The sequence below is a fragment of the Pseudomonas siliginis genome (assembly GCF_019145195.1).
GTDB lineage: Bacteria > Pseudomonadota > Gammaproteobacteria > Pseudomonadales > Pseudomonadaceae > Aquipseudomonas > Aquipseudomonas siliginis.
The window spans coordinates 57,220-74,020 of sequence record NZ_JAHSTW010000012.1 but is presented as its reverse complement, the minus strand read 5'-3'; the positions used below and the strand labels follow the sequence as shown (position 1 = coordinate 74,020).

The window sequence follows — 16,801 nt, the reverse complement described above, 5'->3', positions numbered from 1 at the left end:
CCTTAAATGACCGACTATAAAGCCACGCTAAACCTTCCGGACACCGCCTTCCCAATGAAGGCCGGCCTGCCACAGCGCGAACCGCAGATCCTGCAGCGCTGGGACAGTATTGGCCTGTACGGAAAGTTGCGCGAGATTGGCAAGGATCGTCCGAAGTTCGTCCTGCACGACGGCCCTCCGTACGCCAACGGCACGATCCACATCGGTCACGCACTGAACAAGATTCTCAAGGACATGATCATCCGCTCGAAAACCCTGTCGGGTTTCGACGCGCCGTACGTCCCGGGCTGGGACTGCCACGGCCTGCCGATCGAGCACAAGGTGGAAGTGACCCACGGCAAGAACCTCGGCGCGGATAAAACCCGCGAGCTGTGCCGTGCCTACGCCACCGAGCAGATCGAAGGGCAGAAGTCCGAGTTCATCCGTCTCGGCGTGCTGGGCGACTTCGCCAACCCGTACAAGACCATGGATTTCAAGAACGAGGCCGGTGAAATCCGCGCCCTCGCCGAAATCGTCAAGGGTGGTTTTGTCTTCAAGGGCCTCAAGCCAGTGAACTGGTGCTTCGATTGCGGTTCGGCTCTGGCTGAAGCGGAAGTCGAGTACGAGAACAAGAAGTCCTCGACCATCGACGTCGCGTTCCCGATCGCTGATGAAGCCAAACTGGCTGCGGCGTTTGGTCTGGCCTCGCTGAGCAAACCTGCTGCGATCGTGATCTGGACCACCACCCCGTGGACCATCCCGGCCAACCAGGCGCTGAACGTGCACCCGGAATTCAACTACGCCCTGGTCGATATCGGCGACAAGCTGCTGGTGCTGGCTGAAGAGCTGGTCGAAGCCTGCCTGGCGCGCTATGGCGTGCAAGGTTCGGTCATCGCCACCACCACCGGTAAAGAGCTGGAGCTGATCAACTTCCGTCACCCGTTCTACGATCGTCTGTCGCCGGTGTACTTGGCTGACTACGTCGAACTGGGCGCAGGCACCGGCGTGGTTCACTCCGCCCCGGCCTACGGCGTGGACGACTTCGTGACCTGCAAGAAATACGGCATGGTCAACGACGACATCCTCAACCCGGTGCAGAGCAACGGCGTATACGTGCCGTCGCTGGAATTCTTCGGCGGCCAGTTCATCTGGAAGGCCAACCCGGCCATCGTCGAAAAACTGACTGAAGTCGGTGCGCTGATGCACACCACCGTCATCGAACACAGCTACATGCACTGCTGGCGCCACAAGACCCCGCTGATCTACCGCGCTACTGCGCAGTGGTTCATCGGCATGGACAAGGAGCCAACCAGCGGCGACACCCTGCGCGTGCGCTCGCTCAAAGCTATCGAAGACACCAAGTTCGTTCCGGCCTGGGGCCAGGCGCGTCTGCACTCGATGATCGCCAATCGTCCGGACTGGTGCATCTCGCGTCAGCGCAACTGGGGCGTGCCGATCCCGTTCTTCCTCAACAAGGAAAGCGGCGAGCTGCACCCGCGTACCGTCGAGCTGATGGAAGAAGTCGCCAAACGCGTTGAAGTCGAAGGCATCGAAGCCTGGTTCAAACTCGACGCTGCCGAACTGCTCGGTGATGAAGCGCCGCAGTACGACAAGATCAGCGACACCCTCGACGTCTGGTTCGACTCGGGCACCACGCACTGGCACGTTCTGCGCGGTTCGCACCCGATGGGCCACGAGAGCGGCCCGCGCGCCGACCTGTACCTGGAAGGTTCCGACCAGCACCGTGGCTGGTTCCACTCCTCGTTGCTGACCGGTTGCGCCATCGACAACCACGCACCGTACCGCGAACTGCTGACGCACGGTTTCACCGTCGATGAGTCCGGGCGCAAGATGTCCAAGTCGCTGGGCAACGTGATCGCGCCGCAGAAGGTCAACGACACCCTGGGCGCCGACATCATGCGTCTGTGGGTCGCGTCGACCGACTACTCCGGCGAAATGGCGGTGTCCGAGCAGATCCTGCAGCGCAGCGCGGATGCCTATCGTCGTATCCGTAACACAGCGCGCTTCCTGCTTTCCAACCTGACCGGTTTCAACCCGGCCACCGACCTGCTGCCGGCTGAAGACATGCTGGCGCTGGATCGCTGGGCGGTGGATCGCACGCTGCTGCTGCAACGCGAGTTGCAAGAGCACTACGGCGAATACCGTTTCTGGAACGTGTACTCGAAGATCCACAACTTCTGCGTGCAGGAGCTGGGTGGTTTCTACCTCGACATCATCAAGGACCGCCAGTACACCACCGGCGCCGACAGCAAGGCCCGGCGCTCGTGCCAGACCGCGCTGTTCCACATCTCCGAAGCGCTGGTGCGCTGGATCGCGCCGATCCTCGCCTTCACTGCTGACGAACTGTGGCAATACCTGCCGGGCGAGCGTAACGAGTCGGTCATGCTCAACACCTGGTACGAAGGCCTGACCGAGCTGCCGGAAGGCTTCGAGCTGGGTCGCGCCTACTGGGATCGCATCATGGAAGTGAAGGTTGCGGTCAACAAAGAGATGGAAATCCAGCGTGCCGCGAAAGCCGTCGGTGGCAACCTGCAGGCCGAAGTGACGCTGTTTGCCGAAGAGGCGCTGAGCGCCGATCTTGCCAAGCTGAGCAATGAGCTGCGCTTCGTCCTGATCACCTCGACTGCCAGCGTTGCACCATTCGTGCAGGCTCCGGCCGATGCAGTGGCCACCGAAGTCAGCGGTCTGAAACTGAAGATCGTCAAATCGGCGTTCCCGAAATGCGCGCGTTGCTGGCATTGCCGCGAAGACGTCGGCGTGAACCCGGAGCATCCGGAAATCTGCGGGCGTTGCGTCGACAACATCAGCGGTGCTGGCGAGGTTCGTCACTATGCCTGATGCCATTGGCCGTTTCGGACGGCTGAGCTGGCTGTGGTTGAGCTTGCTGGTTCTGGTCATTGACCAGGCCAGCAAGTTCTACTTCGAAGCCAAGCTCGAAATGTTCCAGCAGATCGTGATCATTCCCGACCTGTTCAGCTGGACCCTGGCCTACAACACTGGCGCTGCCTTCAGCTTCCTCGCCGACAGCTCCGGCTGGCAGCGCTGGCTGTTTGCCCTGATCGCCATTGTCGTCAGTGCCGTGCTGGTGGTCTGGCTCAAGCGTCTGGGCCGCAACGACACCTGGCTGGCCGTCGCCCTGGCGTTGGTGCTGGGTGGCGCGCTGGGCAACCTGTATGACCGCATTGCCCTAGGCCATGTGATCGACTTCATTCTGGTGCACTGGCAGAACCGCTGGTATTTCCCGGCGTTCAACATTGCCGACAGCGCGATCACCGTTGGCGCGATCATGCTGGCACTGGACATGTTCAAATCGAAGAAAACCGAAGAGGCCGCTCATGACTGAACCGCTATCGACTGAGCAACGCATCGGCCAGAACACCGAAGTCACCCTGCACTTTGCCTTGCGCCTGGAAAACGGTGACACCGTCGACAGTACCTTCGACAAGGCCCCGGCGACGTTCAAGGTCGGCGATGGCAACCTGCTGCCGGGCTTCGAAGCCGCACTGTTCGGCTTCAAGGCCGGCGACAAGCGCACCCTGACCGTCGAGCCGGAAAACGCTTTTGGTCAGCCGAACCCGCAGAACGTGCAGACCATCCCGCGTTCGCAGTTCACCGACATGGAGTTGTCGCCGGGTCTGCTGGTGATCTTCAATGATGCGGCCAATACTGAATTGCCAGGAGTGGTGAAGGAATTCGATGACACGCAAGTGACCGTTGACTTCAACCACCCGCTGGCGGGCAAGACGCTGACCTTTGACGTGGAAATCATTTCCGTCAAAGCGATCTAAAAATGCAGGAGTGAGCTTCTGTGGCGAGGGGATTTATCCCCGCTGGGGTGCGAAGCGCCCCCAGACCAGTCAACGGATTCTGAGATAAGTCCGTTGAAGGTCTGCGACTGCTACGCAGCCGAGCGGGGATGATTCCCCTCGCCACAACAAGCAGGTCTCCACAGTCTGTTTTCCATTGTTTTCGCGCGCAAGACACGAGGCACAGCATGCAAATCAAACTCGCCAACCCCCGTGGCTTCTGCGCCGGTGTGGACCGGGCGATCGAAATCGTCAACCGCGCCCTGGAAGTCTTCGGGCCGCCGATCTATGTGCGTCACGAAGTGGTGCACAACAAGTTCGTCGTCGAAGACCTGCGCAGCCGTGGCGCGATTTTCGTTGAAGAGCTCGATCAGGTACCCGATGACGTGATCGTCATTTTCAGCGCCCACGGTGTTTCCCAAGCCGTACGCAACGAAGCCGCCGGTCGTGGCCTGAAAGTCTTCGATGCAACCTGCCCGCTGGTGACCAAGGTGCACATCGAAGTCGCCAAATACAGCCGCGACGGTCGCGAGTGCATCCTGATCGGCCACGCCGGTCACCCGGAAGTCGAAGGCACCATGGGCCAGTACGACGCCAGCAATGGCGGCGCGATCTACCTCGTTGAAGACGAAAAGGACGTGGCCGCATTGCAGGTGCGCGATCCGGAAAGACTCGCCTTCGTCACCCAGACAACCTTGTCGATGGACGATACCAGTCGCGTGATTGATGCCCTGCGCACGCGCTTCCCGGCCATCGGTGGTCCGCGCAAGGACGACATCTGCTACGCCACACAAAACCGCCAGGACGCCGTCAAGCAACTGGCCGACGAGTGCGACGTGGTGCTGGTGGTCGGTAGCCCGAACAGTTCCAACTCCAACCGTCTGCGTGAACTGGCTGAGCGCATGGCGACTCCGGCGTACCTGATCGACGGTGCCGAGGATCTGCAACAGAGCTGGTTCGACGGCGTCGAGCGCATTGGCATTACCGCTGGCGCCTCGGCACCGGAAGTGCTTGTCCGGGGCGTGATCCAGCAATTGCAGGCCTGGGGCGCGACCGGTGCCGATGAGCTGGCTGGCCGTGAGGAGAACATCACGTTCTCGATGCCGAAAGAGCTGCGCGTCCGTTCGATCTGACGCTTCTGCCTTTGTCGCACAGCGCCTGTTCGGTCTCCTGACTGACCAGGCGCACGCGACCGGTCGCCGCCAGCACGATCTGCCGCTGGCTGATCGGTTCGCGCGGCGAGCAGACGTGTATCGTCCCCGCCTGAAATCGCCGTCCCGGCATCAGCGGTTGCCCCAAATGACTGAACCGCACATAGCGGCTCACCCACCAGTTGCCGACAATCGGCACTTTCGCCTCACTGGCGCGTTCAACCAGCAGCGGATTGCTGCTGTCCTCCGGCCCCTTGCCGCTTCTATCCAGAATGATCCGCCAACCGTGACTCCAGTCACTGCCGATGCCATGGATCACCACGCTCTGATTGTGCGTGATGGCCAGTGTGCGAGCGTGGCGGATGCCTTCGAGCAGCGACTGCGCCGCGTGGTCGCGTTGAGTCGCTTGCTTGAGCGCGGCGAACGCCGGGCTGACCAGCAGCAGAACAATTGCGCCAATCGCCAGTCCCATAAGCAGTTCAATCAGGCTGAAACCGTGTTGCGGCATGAAAAATCCCTCCGTGGAATGGTATGAGCAGCGCAATCCGTGCGCCGCGCAGGGCAAATCAGTCGGCGCGTGCCGAGCGAATGTTCTAGCGTGTAAAAGCAGGTATAGCCGACGGCAACGGAGGGCACCGATGGATCTTCGTACAAAAGGTTTCACGCTGGTCGAGTTGCTGGTCGCCATTGCGGTGTTCCTGATACTGATCACGCTGGCGGTGCCGGCCTTTACCCGTACGATCCAGAGCAGCAAGGCGGATACCGAAGTCGGCGACTTGCAGCGGGCAATCAATTTCGCTCGCCTCGAGGCAATCAATCGCGGCGTGACCACGCGTCTGCGTCCGACCGCCGGCGGCAGTGTATGGACCGGTGAGCTGGCGGTCTACGACAGTACTGGCAATCCGGCCAATGTGTTGCGGGTTGTTCCAGCAATGAGCAGTGGCGCGACTCTGACGCTACCCTCAGGAGTGACCGCACTGGATTTCAACAACCTCGGCGGTCTGGCGGCACCGTCGACGGCGGTGGTCATCGGTTACACGCTGGGCACGCAAAGCAGGACGCTGAACGTGTGTTTGAACGGACGTATTCAACTGGGTGGAAATTGCGGATGAGGGCAGGGAGCAAAAACGCACAGGAGGGCATGACGCTGATCGAAGTGCTGGTCGCGCTGCTGATTCTCACCGTAGGGCTGTTGGGCGCAGCGGCGGTGCAGCTCAATGCGCTGAAGTACACCGACAGTTCGCGGATGACCAGTCAGGCCAGCTTCATCGCCTATGACATGATGGATCGCATCCGCGCCAATTCCGGCGCCAACTACACCGTTACGCCACCGACCTCGGGCAATCTCAGTAATGCGCGGGACCAGGATCTCTACGATTTCACCACCAATATCGCCAACTTCGGCGGTCCGACCGCGACGGGCAGCATCACCCTCAACCAGCGGGTCTACACCATCACCATTACCTGGAGCGACGCGCGCGCGGCCAACGCTGCCAGTGCCCAGCGCAGTTTCGTCCTGAGCAGCCGTGCGGCGGTCGATCCGGTGGCCACACCATGAAGCACACCAGCCGTGGTTTCGGCCTGATCGAGTTGCTGATTGCCCTGGCTTTGGGGTTGATCGTCGTACTCGGTGTGGTGCAGATTTTCATCGCCGCAAAAAACACCTACGTCAGCCAGAACAGCGCCGCAGCGATGCAGGAAGATGCGCGCTTCGTCCTCAGCAAAATGATTCAGGAAATCCGCATGGTCGGCATGTTCGGCTGCCTCGGCACCATCGTCGACTCCAGCTCAGCAGGGGATTTCAACACTGCGCAACTCATCCCGATCAGCTGGGATAACGCCAATCTCAAGCTGACCATGGTCACCGCCGATGTCGGCAGCGGCGGGGGAACGCCGACCTGGACGGTGATTTCCGACTGTCGCAACAGCGCGGTCGCCTACAGCGGATTGCGCAGCCCGACCATGGGGCAGATCGCGTTCCCGATCCGGCGCCTGATCTACAGCTTCAGCAATAACCAGATCCTCATGGGCACTGGCAGCGGCAATCCGGCGCAGCAAGTGCTGGTGAACAATGTCAGCGCCTTCAACGTCACCTTCGGCCTGGCCAGCTCGGCAACCGACGTCGCAGCCTCAACCTACAGCAGCAACCCTGGCGATCCCGCGCGCATCCGCAGCGTGCGCCTGAGCCTGACCCTCACCGACCCGAACAATCGGGTGCGCAATCAAACCTTCAACGTGGTTGCGGCATTGCGCAACCGCTTGCCATGAGGGGGCGGCGATGAGGATTTCCTTGCAACAACGTCAGGCCCAGCGCGGCATGGCCCTGTTGGTGAGCCTGGTGTTTCTGCTGTTGCTCACATTGATCGGTTTGTCCTCGATGCAGAGCGCCAACCTGCAAGAGAAAATGGCCGGCAGCGTCAGCTTGCGCAATCAATCGTTTCAGGCGGCCGAAGCGGCATTGCGTATCGGCGAAAGTGCGGTGCAGCTGGACAGTTACTCGTTGGCGGTGTGCAGCGGCACGAACCAATGTCTGCCGCCGGCGGAGTCGTCAGTGGTCAGCTCGGCCGGCTTCAATTCGACCTCCGGGGTGACCTGGATCGCCGCCGGTAATGGCTTTTATGGCGTGCAGAACATCGGCACAACCCTGACGGCGGTGAACGTGCCGAGTAACACTTCGGCGACGTTGTATCGAGTCACTGCGGTCGGCATCGCCGGCAATTCGCGTAGCGTGGTGGAGAGTGTCTATGCGAAGTATTGAGCGCGGCGTGTCGCTGCTGATCGGCATGCTCCTGAGTTGTTACCTGGCGGCACCGGCCTGGGCTTTCACGCCTTCCGATTCGCCATTGCTGAGCGCGGCTGCGGTGGCGCCAAACGTGATGCTGCTGATCGACGACTCCGGCAGTATGAACAGCATCATCTACGCCGCCGGATTCGACCCGAACGTCAACCGCACTCCCGCCCGGCAGTGCAATGCCTTCCTCGGCTTGTGCTCTGCACTCAATGCGCCGCAGATTACCGGCGACACGGTGTTTCTATCGAGCCTGCCGACTTCCGGGTGCTCGGGAGGCGCCTATGCGTTCTACAACAACAGCGTGGCGCCGTTGTGCCTGAAACTGCCCGATCCTGTAGGAAACGAGAACACTCGGTATTCCGCCGATTACATTTCCTACATAGTCAGCCTGGCCAACAGCAACGGCACCCGCGACTTCACCACGGGGGCGATTCCCAACGATTACCGGATGAACGTGGCGCGCAACGTTTCCACCGCACTGGTGAGCAGCAACCGCACCTTGCGCATGGGCCTGTCGACATTCAATCCGGCCACCAGCAGCAACCCGGGCAACGGCGGTTTCATCGCTCGCTCGATCACCGATTTGTCACCCGTCGCGGGCAGCGTCACCCAGGCCCAGGCAGACACCAACTACAACGCGCTGATCTCATCGATCAACGGCTTGAACGCCGTGGCCAACACGCCGTTGGCCGAGAGCTACTACGAAGTCACGCGCTACATGCGTGGCTTGGCGCCTTACTACAACGGCACGCCGGCGACCTATACCAGTCCGATTCAATACCGCTGCCAGAAAAACTACGGCGTGGTGATTACCGATGGCTTGCCGACCTATGACCGTACCTTCCCGACCAACGATCCGCTGGGAGGCAGTCGGCTACCGAACTGGGATGGCGTGAATAACGATGGCGACAACCTCAACGGTGACGGCGAAGGTGACACTCTGTATCTGGATGACATCGCCAAATTCGCCTTCGACATCGACATGCGTTCGACCGGCACCGACGCAGCAGGCAAGAGCTGGAACGCGGTGGATTTTCCCCGGCAGAACATGAACACCTACACCGTGGGTTTCGCTGCGGATAACGACATGTTGTCCGACGCCGCCAGTTACGGGCAGGGCAGGTATTACCAGGCGACCGACAGCTCCGGGCTCAATGCGGCGTTATCGTCGGCATTGAGCGATATCACTTCCAAGGCCGGCTCCGGTGGTGCCGGTGTTGCCAGCAGCAGTACATTGACCAGTGGCAGCAGTTTTTACCAGACAACCTACGATCCCAAGGATTGGCGCGGCACGATCAGGTCGTTCGGCTTTACCTCGACCGGCACGGTAAATACCTCGGCGGCGCAATGGTCGACCGACACCACCATCGTGCCCTCTGCCACAGCGCCGACTTTCCAGTCATGGAACACCTTGAGCAACACGCCCATTGCCCTGGCACTCCTCAACTTTTCCCCGGCGCAGCAGACTACGCTGAATCAGGGGTTGCCCGCCGGAATCAACGGCAATGATCTGGTGGAGTGGAGCAAAGGGACCAACAGGGCCGGGCTCAAAGTTCGCAGTGCGCTGTTGGGCGACATCATTAATTCGCCGCTGGTGCTCGCCTCGCCTTCGGACAAGACCGCATCCGATCTGACGGGTGACAGCAGTTACACCAACTACCTGACGACCAAGGCTGCGAACATGAACACCAGTCTGGTGGTGAACGCCAACGACGGTTTCGTCAACGTGATCAATTCGGCGAACGGCACCCGCCGTTATGCCTATATGCCCTCCAGCGTGCTGCCTTCCCTGCGACTGATCGCGGACACCAACTACGTCAACGGCGTCAGCCACAAATTTCTGGTGGATGGTCAGGTCGGCGTGTTCGATGCGCAGGCCGGTACCACCTGGAAAACCCTGGCCATTGGCGGAACGGGGGCCGGTGGCAAAACCTTCTATGGGCTGCAACTGTTCGATGCCTCGGCAGGCAACGTGATCAAGGCACTGTGGGAAGTCAGTGCGCCGGCTACGGCCAATGCGTCGAATGCTTTCAATGATCTGGGTTACGCCTACGCCCGTCCGGAAGTGGCACGCTTGGCCAATGGTCGCTGGGCGACATTCATCGCCAATGGTTACGGCAGCAATTCGGGGGTTGCGGCTTTGTACGTACTGGATGCAATGGATGGTTCGCTGATCAGGAAAATCGTCATCGACAGCACGGAAACCACTAACGGTCTGTCTTCGGTAAAACTCAGGGTCAATTCCTCGAACGTGGTGCAGGCTGCCTACGCTGGTGACCTGAAGGGGCGTATGTGGAAATTCGACTTGAGCGCACCCGGGGCAGAAAGCTGGGGCGTGGCGTTTGCCGGCAAACCTCTGTTCACCGCCCCGGGTGGGGCAACGCAGCCGATCACTGCGCAACCGCTGCTGGCGGACAACCCACAGGGCGGCAAGCAGGTGTTTTTCGGCACCGGCAAGTTCAACGAAACCGCCGACAAGACCAACAAGGATCTGCAGGCGTTCTATTCAATCTGGGATGCAGAAGGGGGGACCGGACAAATCACCGTCAGCAGCTTGCAGGCGCAGGCGATTACCGGTTCGTTCTCCGGCAGTACCGGGCAGTTCCTGACCACTAGCCAGAATGAAACCACTTACCCGGCAGAAAAGGGCTGGTATCTGCCGCTGGTGTATAACAACGTGCTGACCGGCGAGCGCGTGATCAACCAGGCCAGCATTGTGTTGGGACGAGTTGTTTTCACTACTGCCAGCGTTGATACCACTGACCCTTGTTCGAGCTTTGGTACGGGCAGGTTGGTCGAACTGGATGCGTTCAACGGTAAGATGCTCAACTACGCCGTGATCGACACCACGGGTGACCGTTTGGTCGACAGCAATGACACGATATCCAGTGGCGTGGTATTCACCGGTGGCATTCCGACCCTTAACGTCATTTCCCGAGATGCCAAGACCAAGCTCGTGAGCGACACCAGTGGCGTCATCACCACCGTTGTGGAAAAGGGTGGCGGCGGCAGCCGTCGTATCATGTGGCGACAAATCCAGTAAGCGAGAATTTGAGGCATGCGCAGATCCAGCCGAGGTTTTACCCTGATCGAGATCATGATCGTCATCGCGATTATCGGGATCATCCTCACCATCAGTATCCCCAGCTACAACGAATACGTGAAGAAGGGCCGTCGCGCCGAAGTGGTCTCGCTGCTCTCGGAGCAGGCGCAGACCCTCGAACGCTTCTACACCCGCAACAATGTCTACACCGGCGTCACCGGACTGAGCACGGGCAATGATTTCTACACCATCACCCCGACGCTGACCGACCAGACCTTTGTGCTCACCGCGACGCGTAAAACCGGCTCGGCCATGGCCACCGACAAGTGCGGGGATTTCACCCTGACCAACACTGGCGTGCGAAGCATGAACAACGCGACCACCGGAGTGACCGCCAAGGATTGCTGGGGCCGCTGACGCATTCTTTTTCGGGCGCCTTTTGCGCCCACTGTCTTTTTTACGGTTGGATCAAAAATGACCAGGCAACAGCAAGTGGTGATTGTCGGCGGCGGGGTGATTGGCCTGCTCACTGCCTACAATCTCGCCTCCGAAGTGCGCAGCGTGGTGCTGCTGGATCGCTCGAATGTCGGCCAGGAATCGTCCTGGGCTGGCGGCGGCATCGTCTCGCCGTTATACCCGTGGCGCTACAGTCCGGCAGTCACCGCACTGGCGCATTGGTCGCAGGATTTTTATCCACAGCTCGGCCAGCGCTTGTTTGCCGACACGGGGGTTGATCCTGAGGTGCACACCACTGGTCTGTATTGGCTGGACCTGGACGATGAAGCCGAAGCCCTGGCCTGGGCCGCGCGGGAAAATCGGCCGCTGCGGGCTGTGGATATCTCGGCGGCACATGACGCGGTGCCGGTGCTCGGCAGCGGTTTCAGCCGGGCGATCTACATGGCCGATGTCGCCAACGTGCGCAATCCACGGCTGGTCAAATCGCTGAAAGCCGCATTGCTGGCGCTGCCGAACGTGACGATTCATGAGCAATGTGAAGTCAGTGGCTTCGTCCGCGAGGGCGAGCGCGTGGTTGGCGTGCAAACCTCCGCCGGGGTGATCAGCGGCGACCAGATTGTGCTGACGGCGGGTGCATGGAGCGGTGATCTGCTCAAGACGCTAAACCTGTCGCTGCCGGTCGAGCCGGTCAAAGGCCAGATGATTCTCTACAAGTGCGCGGCTGATTTCCTGCCGAGCATGGTGCTGGCCAAGGGGCGTTATGCGATCCCGCGTCGCGACGGTCACATTCTGATCGGCAGCACGCTGGAGCACGAAGGCTACGACAAGACCCCGACCGATGTCGCGCTGGAAAGCCTCAAGGCCTCGGCGATCGAATTGTTGCCGGCGCTGGCGGATGCCGAAGTGGTCGGGCACTGGGCCGGACTGCGGCCGGGGTCGCCGGAAGGGGTTCCCTTTATTGGCCGGGTGCCGGGATGCGAAGGGCTGTGGCTGAACTGCGGGCATTACCGCAACGGGCTGGTGCTGGCGCCGGCGTCATGCCAGTTGTTCGCCGATGTCATGCTGGGGCGGGCGCCGATTATTGATCCGGCGCCGTATGCGCCTGAGGGCCGTATTTAGTCAGAGGCTGGTAGACCGCCTTCGCGAGCAGGCTCGCTCCCTCAGGAATACTCATTCCAAATATGGGAGCGAGCCTGCTCGCGAAGGGGCCTTTAATCCAGGCCCAACTTCTTCAGCCGATAGCGCATTGACCGAAACGACAGACTCAACCGCTGCGCCGCCGCCGTGCGGTTCCAGCGGGTTTCCTCCAGCGCCTGCAAAATCAGTTTGCGTTCAACACTCTCCAGATAATCCTCGAGATTGTCGATCTGCGTCAGATCGGCCATCGCCCCGTCCGCCGTGCAATTGCCTTCGCTCAAACGCAGATCCTGCGCTTCGATCGTGCGGTTTTCACACAGGGTGTGCGCGCGTTCGAGGACGTTCTCCAGTTCGCGCACATTGCCGGGAAAGCGATAGTTCTTCAGCGTCTCCAGTGCCTGCGGGTGCAGGCGCGCTTCGGGTTGCCCGGTGTCTTTGGCCAGGCGCTTGAGCACGTGCATGGCAAGCGCCTCGATGTCGTCGCGGCGTTCGCGCAGGGACGGTACGCGCAGTTCGATGACGTTGAGCCGGTAATACAGATCCTGACGGAAACGCTCGGCTGAAACTTCGGCTTCAAGGTCTTTGTGCGTGGCGCAAAGGATGCGTACGTCGACCACAGTTTCCTGCTGGCCGCCGACGCTGCGCACGGCTTTTTCCTGGATCGCTCGCAGCAGTTTTACCTGCATCGACAGCGGCAGGTCGGCTACTTCATCGAGAAACAGAGTGCCGCCATGGGCCGCTTGAAACAGCCCCGGTTTGTCCTCGACGGCGCCGGTGAAGCTGCCTTTGCGGTGACCGAAGAACTCGCTTTCCATCAGCTCCGATGGAATCGCCCCGCAGTTCACCGGCACAAACGGCTGGCTGGCGCGCGGACCTTGTTCGTGGATCAGACGGGCGACCAGTTCTTTGCCGCTGCCGGATTCACCACTGATGTACACCGGCGCCTGACTGCGTGCGAGCTTGTCGATCTGCCTGCGCAGATTGGCCATCGGCGGCGAGTCGCCCAGCAAGCGTCGCTCGATTGCCGTGCTCAAGCCGCCCGCTGTCGGCAGGCGCAGCGCCGAGCTGACCAGTTCGCGCAAGCGCGGCAGTTCCACCGGTTTGGTGAGGAAGTCGAACGCCCCGGCCTTCAGCGCATTGATCGCAGTTTCCAGGCTTCCGTACGCCGTGATCATCGCCACCGGCAGGTGTGGAGCGCGTTGCTGAATGTGTTGCACCAGCTCCAGCCCGGTGCCGTCGGGCAGGCGCATGTCGGTCAGGCACAGGTCAAAGTGCTCACGCTGCAACAGCGCCTGAGCTTCGCCCAGATTGCGTGCGCTGAAGGTCTCGAGTTTCATCCGTCCCAGGGTGATTTCCAGGAGCTCGCGGATATCCGGTTCGTCGTCGACGATTAGAATTTTTTGCCGTGGGCTTGTATTCAACTTTGTTTCCGTCCGTGAGCAAAAGTGATGCAAAAGCAGCCGCCGCCTTGGCGTGATTTGAAGTCTAGGCGTGCCTGGTTGCTTTCGCACAGCTCACGGGACAGATAAAGGCCGAGACCGGTGCCTTGGCTGCTGGTAGTGAAGAACGGCTCAAACAGATGTGCCTGTTCCTCGGCCGACACGCCGGGGCCGTTGTCCTGCACTTCGAGCACTGCCAATTGGCTGTCGGGGTCGACGAACAGTGCCAGCCAGACGTCGGCCTGCTCGTGCAGTTGTGCACTGTGACGCCAGGCGTTGCGTATCAGATTGTCGAGAATCTGCCGCAATTGGTTGGGGTCCATCAGCGTGGTGAAATCTCCTGAATTGATCCGCAGATGAATGTGCTGGCGCTCGTTGGCCTGCTCGCGGGTTTCGCCGACGAAGTCTTCCAGCCACGGCTTGAGGTCCAGCCGTTGCGGCGCGCTTTGCTGGCGGCGGGACAGTTGCAGGACGTTTTCGATGACTCGGTTCATGCGCTGGGAGTGGTCTTGAATAATCTGCGTCAGACGTCGATCTGCGCTATCGAGTTCCTCGGACTCGGCCAACAGCTGCGCGGCATGACTGATCGCGCCCAGTGGATTGCGAATTTCATGGGAGATGCCGGCGGTCAAACGCCCGAGCGCAGCGAGCTTGAGTTGCTGGGCTTGTTGGGTGATTTGCGCCAGGTCTTCGAGAAACACCAGCGTCTGCTGGTTCGGACTCTGCTCAAGGGCGATGAAGCTGGGTTGCAGCTCAAGGCCATTGCCGGGGATTTTCAGGCTCTGCGGGCGCAAGGTCGGGTTGTTACGCCACAGTTGCAGACGCTCGACGAGTGCTGGCGAATATTCGTCGATCAAATGACCTTGCAGGTGACTATGGCCGAGCAGACTCTGCGCACTGTGATTGGCCAGTTGCACCCGGCGTTGCTCGTCGAGCACCAGAATCCCCGTGCGCATGCGTTGCAGGATCAACGCATTCAACGCCTCCAGGCTGACCACCTCGCTGGCGCGCTGTTCGGCCAGGGTCTCGCTGACTTCGAGGCGGCGGATCAGCCCTTGCACCAGCAGTGAGGCGGCGAAGCACAGCGCGCCGAGGGTGCCGGCTTGCAGGTACGCGTTGGCGCTCAAGGGGCGGCTCAGACCCAGCAGAAAACTCAGGCCGACAATGCCGATCGCCGCGATGGCGGCAATCAGCAGGCCGATGCGTCGGCGCAGCAGGGTGTTGCTGATTGCCACCGAGACCACCAGCAGATTGCCCAGCGCACTGGCCACGCCGCCGGCCGCGTAGAACAGGCCGCACAACAGCAGCACGTCGACGAGGGCCAGGGTGAACAACTGCGCCGGGCGCCGGGTGTTTTCGAGGAACACCACCAGCAGCATATTGATGATCAGGTACAGCCAGCTGCCGCCGCGCAGCAGATCGTCGTTGGCCGACGTCAGCAGGCGGTTGTCCATGTTGCTGGAGATCAGCAGCACCAGAGTGATGCCGACACTTAAACGGTACAGGTGATAAAGGCGCAGCAGACGCTGCGCCTGTTTCTGGTCGGCGTTGACCGCCTCAGCGACCACTGGCGCCCGGACCTTGCTCGAGATGAGCCTGGCTGCAATACCACAGTTGCTGGTTGCCCAGCGCGCGGTCGCGCGGCAGGTGCACGCCGCAGTGGGCGCAACGCACCATCGGCGGCGCGTCCTGTTCGCGCGGCGATCGGGTGGACGAGGCGGGGGCCTTGAATTTGCGCCAGAGCCAGATGGCGGCGAAGATCAGGGCAATCCAGAACAATAAACGAAGCATGATGAGCGGCTTTTCGACTGATGATCCGGCAGTTTAGCCAAGGACCCGATCAGCGCACAGCCTATTAAAGTGCGGCAATAAAAAAGGGAGATCCGCAGATCTCCCTTTTTCGTACAGCCGGTGTGATCAGTCGAACACGCCGAAGGTCATGTAGCTGAACCACGAGCGATCGGTGTCGCTGGATTCCGGTTCTGGCTCTTCGATCACGTCGCCGTTCTCGTCTTTAGGCTTGAGCTCGTTCGGGATCGCATCTTTCGCGTCCTGGAACTGCTTCTGCACGTCCTGGTTGGCGCGGGTTTCGCCCGGCGGCAGCGGTGGACGCGATTCGATCAGGCCCAAAGTCGCTTTGCTCAGGAACGAACGGTTGTCAGCCTCGGCTACGCGTGGCACGAACTGGCCATCTTCCAGGCTCGGGTGATCCGGGTAGTTGAGCTTCAGGGTTTCCAGGCTGGTGGCGGCCAGATCGTCGAGGTGCAGACGCTGGTAGGCTTCGGTCATCACCGCCAGGCCGTCGCCGACCGATGGGGTTTCCTGGAAGTTTTCCACGACATACTTGCCACGGTTGGCAGCGGCTACGTAAGCCTGACGGGTCAGGTAGTAGTCAGCAACGTGGATTTCGTAGGCCGCCAGCAGGTTGCGCAGATAGATCATGCGCTGCTTGGCGTCCGGCGCGTAGCGGCTGTTCGGGTAGCGGCTGGTCAGCTGCGCGAACTCGTTGTACGAGTCACGGGCGGCGCCCGGGTCGCGCTTGGTCATGTCCAGCGGCAGGAAGCGCGCCAGCAGGCCGACGTCCTGGTCGAACGAGGTCAGACCCTTGAGGTAGTACGCGTAATCCACGTTCGGATGCTGCGGATGCAAACGAATGAATCGCTCGGCGGCAGACTTTGCAGCTTCCGGCTCGGCGTTCTTGTAGTTGGCGTAGATCAACTCCAGCTGAGCCTGATCGGCGTAGCGACCGAACGGATAACGCGACTCCAGAGCCTTCAGCTTGGCTGTGGCGCTGGTGTAGCTGTTGTTGTCCAGGTCAGTCTGAGCCTGCTGATACAGCTCGGCTTCGCTGAGGTTTTCGTCTACGACTTCCTTCGATGAGCAAGCAGCGGTCAATGCGAGGATGGCGATCAGCAGCAGGTGTTTCACTTGCATGGCGGCTTGCGTCCCTATGACGGCCGCTGTCTTGGGCGGGGCCG

16 protein-coding genes are annotated in these 16,801 nt (G+C 60.8%); 11 read left to right on the top strand and 5 right to left on the bottom strand.

Annotated elements, in window-relative coordinates; genetic code table 11:
- Positions 1-6: 6 nt before the first annotated feature.
- The 4 genes from ileS to ispH all read left to right on the top strand — a co-directional run bounded on the left by ileS (position 7) and on the right by ispH (position 4,939).
- Complete coding sequence (gene ileS / locus KVG87_RS22955) at positions 7-2,838, top strand: isoleucine--tRNA ligase (RefSeq protein WP_133339081.1); 2,832 nt, start codon at positions 7-9, stop codon at positions 2,836-2,838.
- Positions 2,831-3,343, top strand: a complete 513-nt coding sequence (lspA, locus tag KVG87_RS22950) for a signal peptidase II (protein ID WP_024014359.1) — start codon at positions 2,831-2,833, stop codon at positions 3,341-3,343. The genes ileS and lspA overlap by 8 nt, the downstream gene beginning before the upstream one ends.
- A complete protein-coding gene (gene fkpB, locus KVG87_RS22945; RefSeq protein ID WP_016773128.1) occupies positions 3,336-3,788 on the top strand; it encodes an FKBP-type peptidyl-prolyl cis-trans isomerase in 453 nt (150 codons plus the stop codon). Before lspA ends, fkpB begins: the two co-directional genes overlap by 8 nt.
- Before the next feature lie 206 nt (positions 3,789-3,994).
- Positions 3,995-4,939 carry a 4-hydroxy-3-methylbut-2-enyl diphosphate reductase gene (gene ispH, locus KVG87_RS22940; protein WP_016773129.1) on the top strand — a complete coding sequence of 315 codons (945 nt, stop codon included), beginning with the start codon at positions 3,995-3,997 and terminating at the stop codon, positions 4,937-4,939.
- On the opposite strand, the gene KVG87_RS22935 is transcribed toward ispH, so the two are convergent.
- Positions 4,896-5,465 carry a GspH/FimT family pseudopilin gene (locus KVG87_RS22935; RefSeq protein ID WP_217852725.1) on the bottom strand — a complete coding sequence of 190 codons (570 nt, stop codon included), beginning with the start codon at positions 5,463-5,465 and terminating at the stop codon, positions 4,896-4,898. The genes ispH and KVG87_RS22935 overlap by 44 nt on opposite strands.
- 130 nt (positions 5,466-5,595) lie before the next feature.
- Here KVG87_RS22935 and KVG87_RS22930 point away from each other — a divergent pair, with 130 nt between their 5' ends.
- The 7 genes from KVG87_RS22930 to thiO are packed head-to-tail and all read left to right on the top strand — an operon-like array spanning position 5,596 to position 12,366.
- Entirely contained in the window at positions 5,596-6,069 is a 474-nt protein-coding gene (locus KVG87_RS22930) for a GspH/FimT family pseudopilin (protein WP_041477800.1), read from the top strand.
- Entirely contained in the window at positions 6,066-6,515 is a 450-nt protein-coding gene (gene pilV, locus KVG87_RS22925; RefSeq protein WP_071173641.1) for a type IV pilus modification protein PilV, read from the top strand. The genes KVG87_RS22930 and pilV overlap by 4 nt, the downstream gene beginning before the upstream one ends.
- Positions 6,512-7,225: a PilW family protein gene (locus KVG87_RS22920; protein ID WP_076564158.1), complete on the top strand. Its 714-nt coding sequence runs from the start codon at positions 6,512-6,514 to the stop codon at positions 7,223-7,225. The genes pilV and KVG87_RS22920 overlap by 4 nt, the downstream gene beginning before the upstream one ends.
- A gap of 10 nt (positions 7,226-7,235) precedes the next feature.
- On the top strand, positions 7,236-7,715 hold the full coding sequence (locus KVG87_RS22915; protein ID WP_217852723.1) for a pilus assembly PilX family protein: 480 nt from the start codon (positions 7,236-7,238) through the stop codon (positions 7,713-7,715).
- On the top strand, positions 7,702-10,791 hold the full coding sequence (locus tag KVG87_RS22910) for a pilus assembly protein (protein WP_217852721.1): 3,090 nt from the start codon (positions 7,702-7,704) through the stop codon (positions 10,789-10,791). Before KVG87_RS22915 ends, KVG87_RS22910 begins: the two co-directional genes overlap by 14 nt.
- Positions 10,792-10,806: 15 nt before the next feature.
- Complete coding sequence (locus KVG87_RS22905) at positions 10,807-11,208, top strand: type IV pilin protein (RefSeq protein ID WP_039761672.1); 402 nt, start codon at positions 10,807-10,809, stop codon at positions 11,206-11,208.
- Positions 11,209-11,265: 57 nt separating this feature from the next.
- Positions 11,266-12,366, top strand: a complete 1,101-nt coding sequence (gene thiO, locus KVG87_RS22900; RefSeq protein ID WP_217852719.1) for a glycine oxidase ThiO — start codon at positions 11,266-11,268, stop codon at positions 12,364-12,366.
- A 92-nt stretch (positions 12,367-12,458) separates the two neighbouring features.
- Here the strand turns inward: thiO and KVG87_RS22895 are convergent, their stop codons facing one another.
- The 4 genes from KVG87_RS22895 to KVG87_RS22880 form a co-directional block, all read right to left on the bottom strand.
- The gene (locus tag KVG87_RS22895; protein WP_217852716.1) at positions 12,459-13,805 is read right to left on the bottom strand and encodes a sigma-54-dependent transcriptional regulator; all 1,347 of its coding nucleotides are present in this window, start codon (positions 13,803-13,805) and stop codon (positions 12,459-12,461) included.
- Entirely contained in the window at positions 13,802-15,391 is a 1,590-nt protein-coding gene (locus tag KVG87_RS22890; RefSeq protein WP_217852714.1) for a sensor histidine kinase, read from the bottom strand. The genes KVG87_RS22895 and KVG87_RS22890 overlap by 4 nt, the downstream gene beginning before the upstream one ends.
- On the bottom strand, positions 15,381-15,614 hold the full coding sequence (locus KVG87_RS22885; protein WP_016773138.1) for a PP0621 family protein: 234 nt from the start codon (positions 15,612-15,614) through the stop codon (positions 15,381-15,383). The genes KVG87_RS22890 and KVG87_RS22885 overlap by 11 nt, the downstream gene beginning before the upstream one ends.
- A 126-nt stretch (positions 15,615-15,740) precedes the next feature.
- On the bottom strand, positions 15,741-16,757 hold the full coding sequence (locus tag KVG87_RS22880; protein ID WP_056790462.1) for an outer membrane protein assembly factor BamD: 1,017 nt from the start codon (positions 16,755-16,757) through the stop codon (positions 15,741-15,743).
- Positions 16,758-16,801 lie beyond the last annotated feature (44 nt).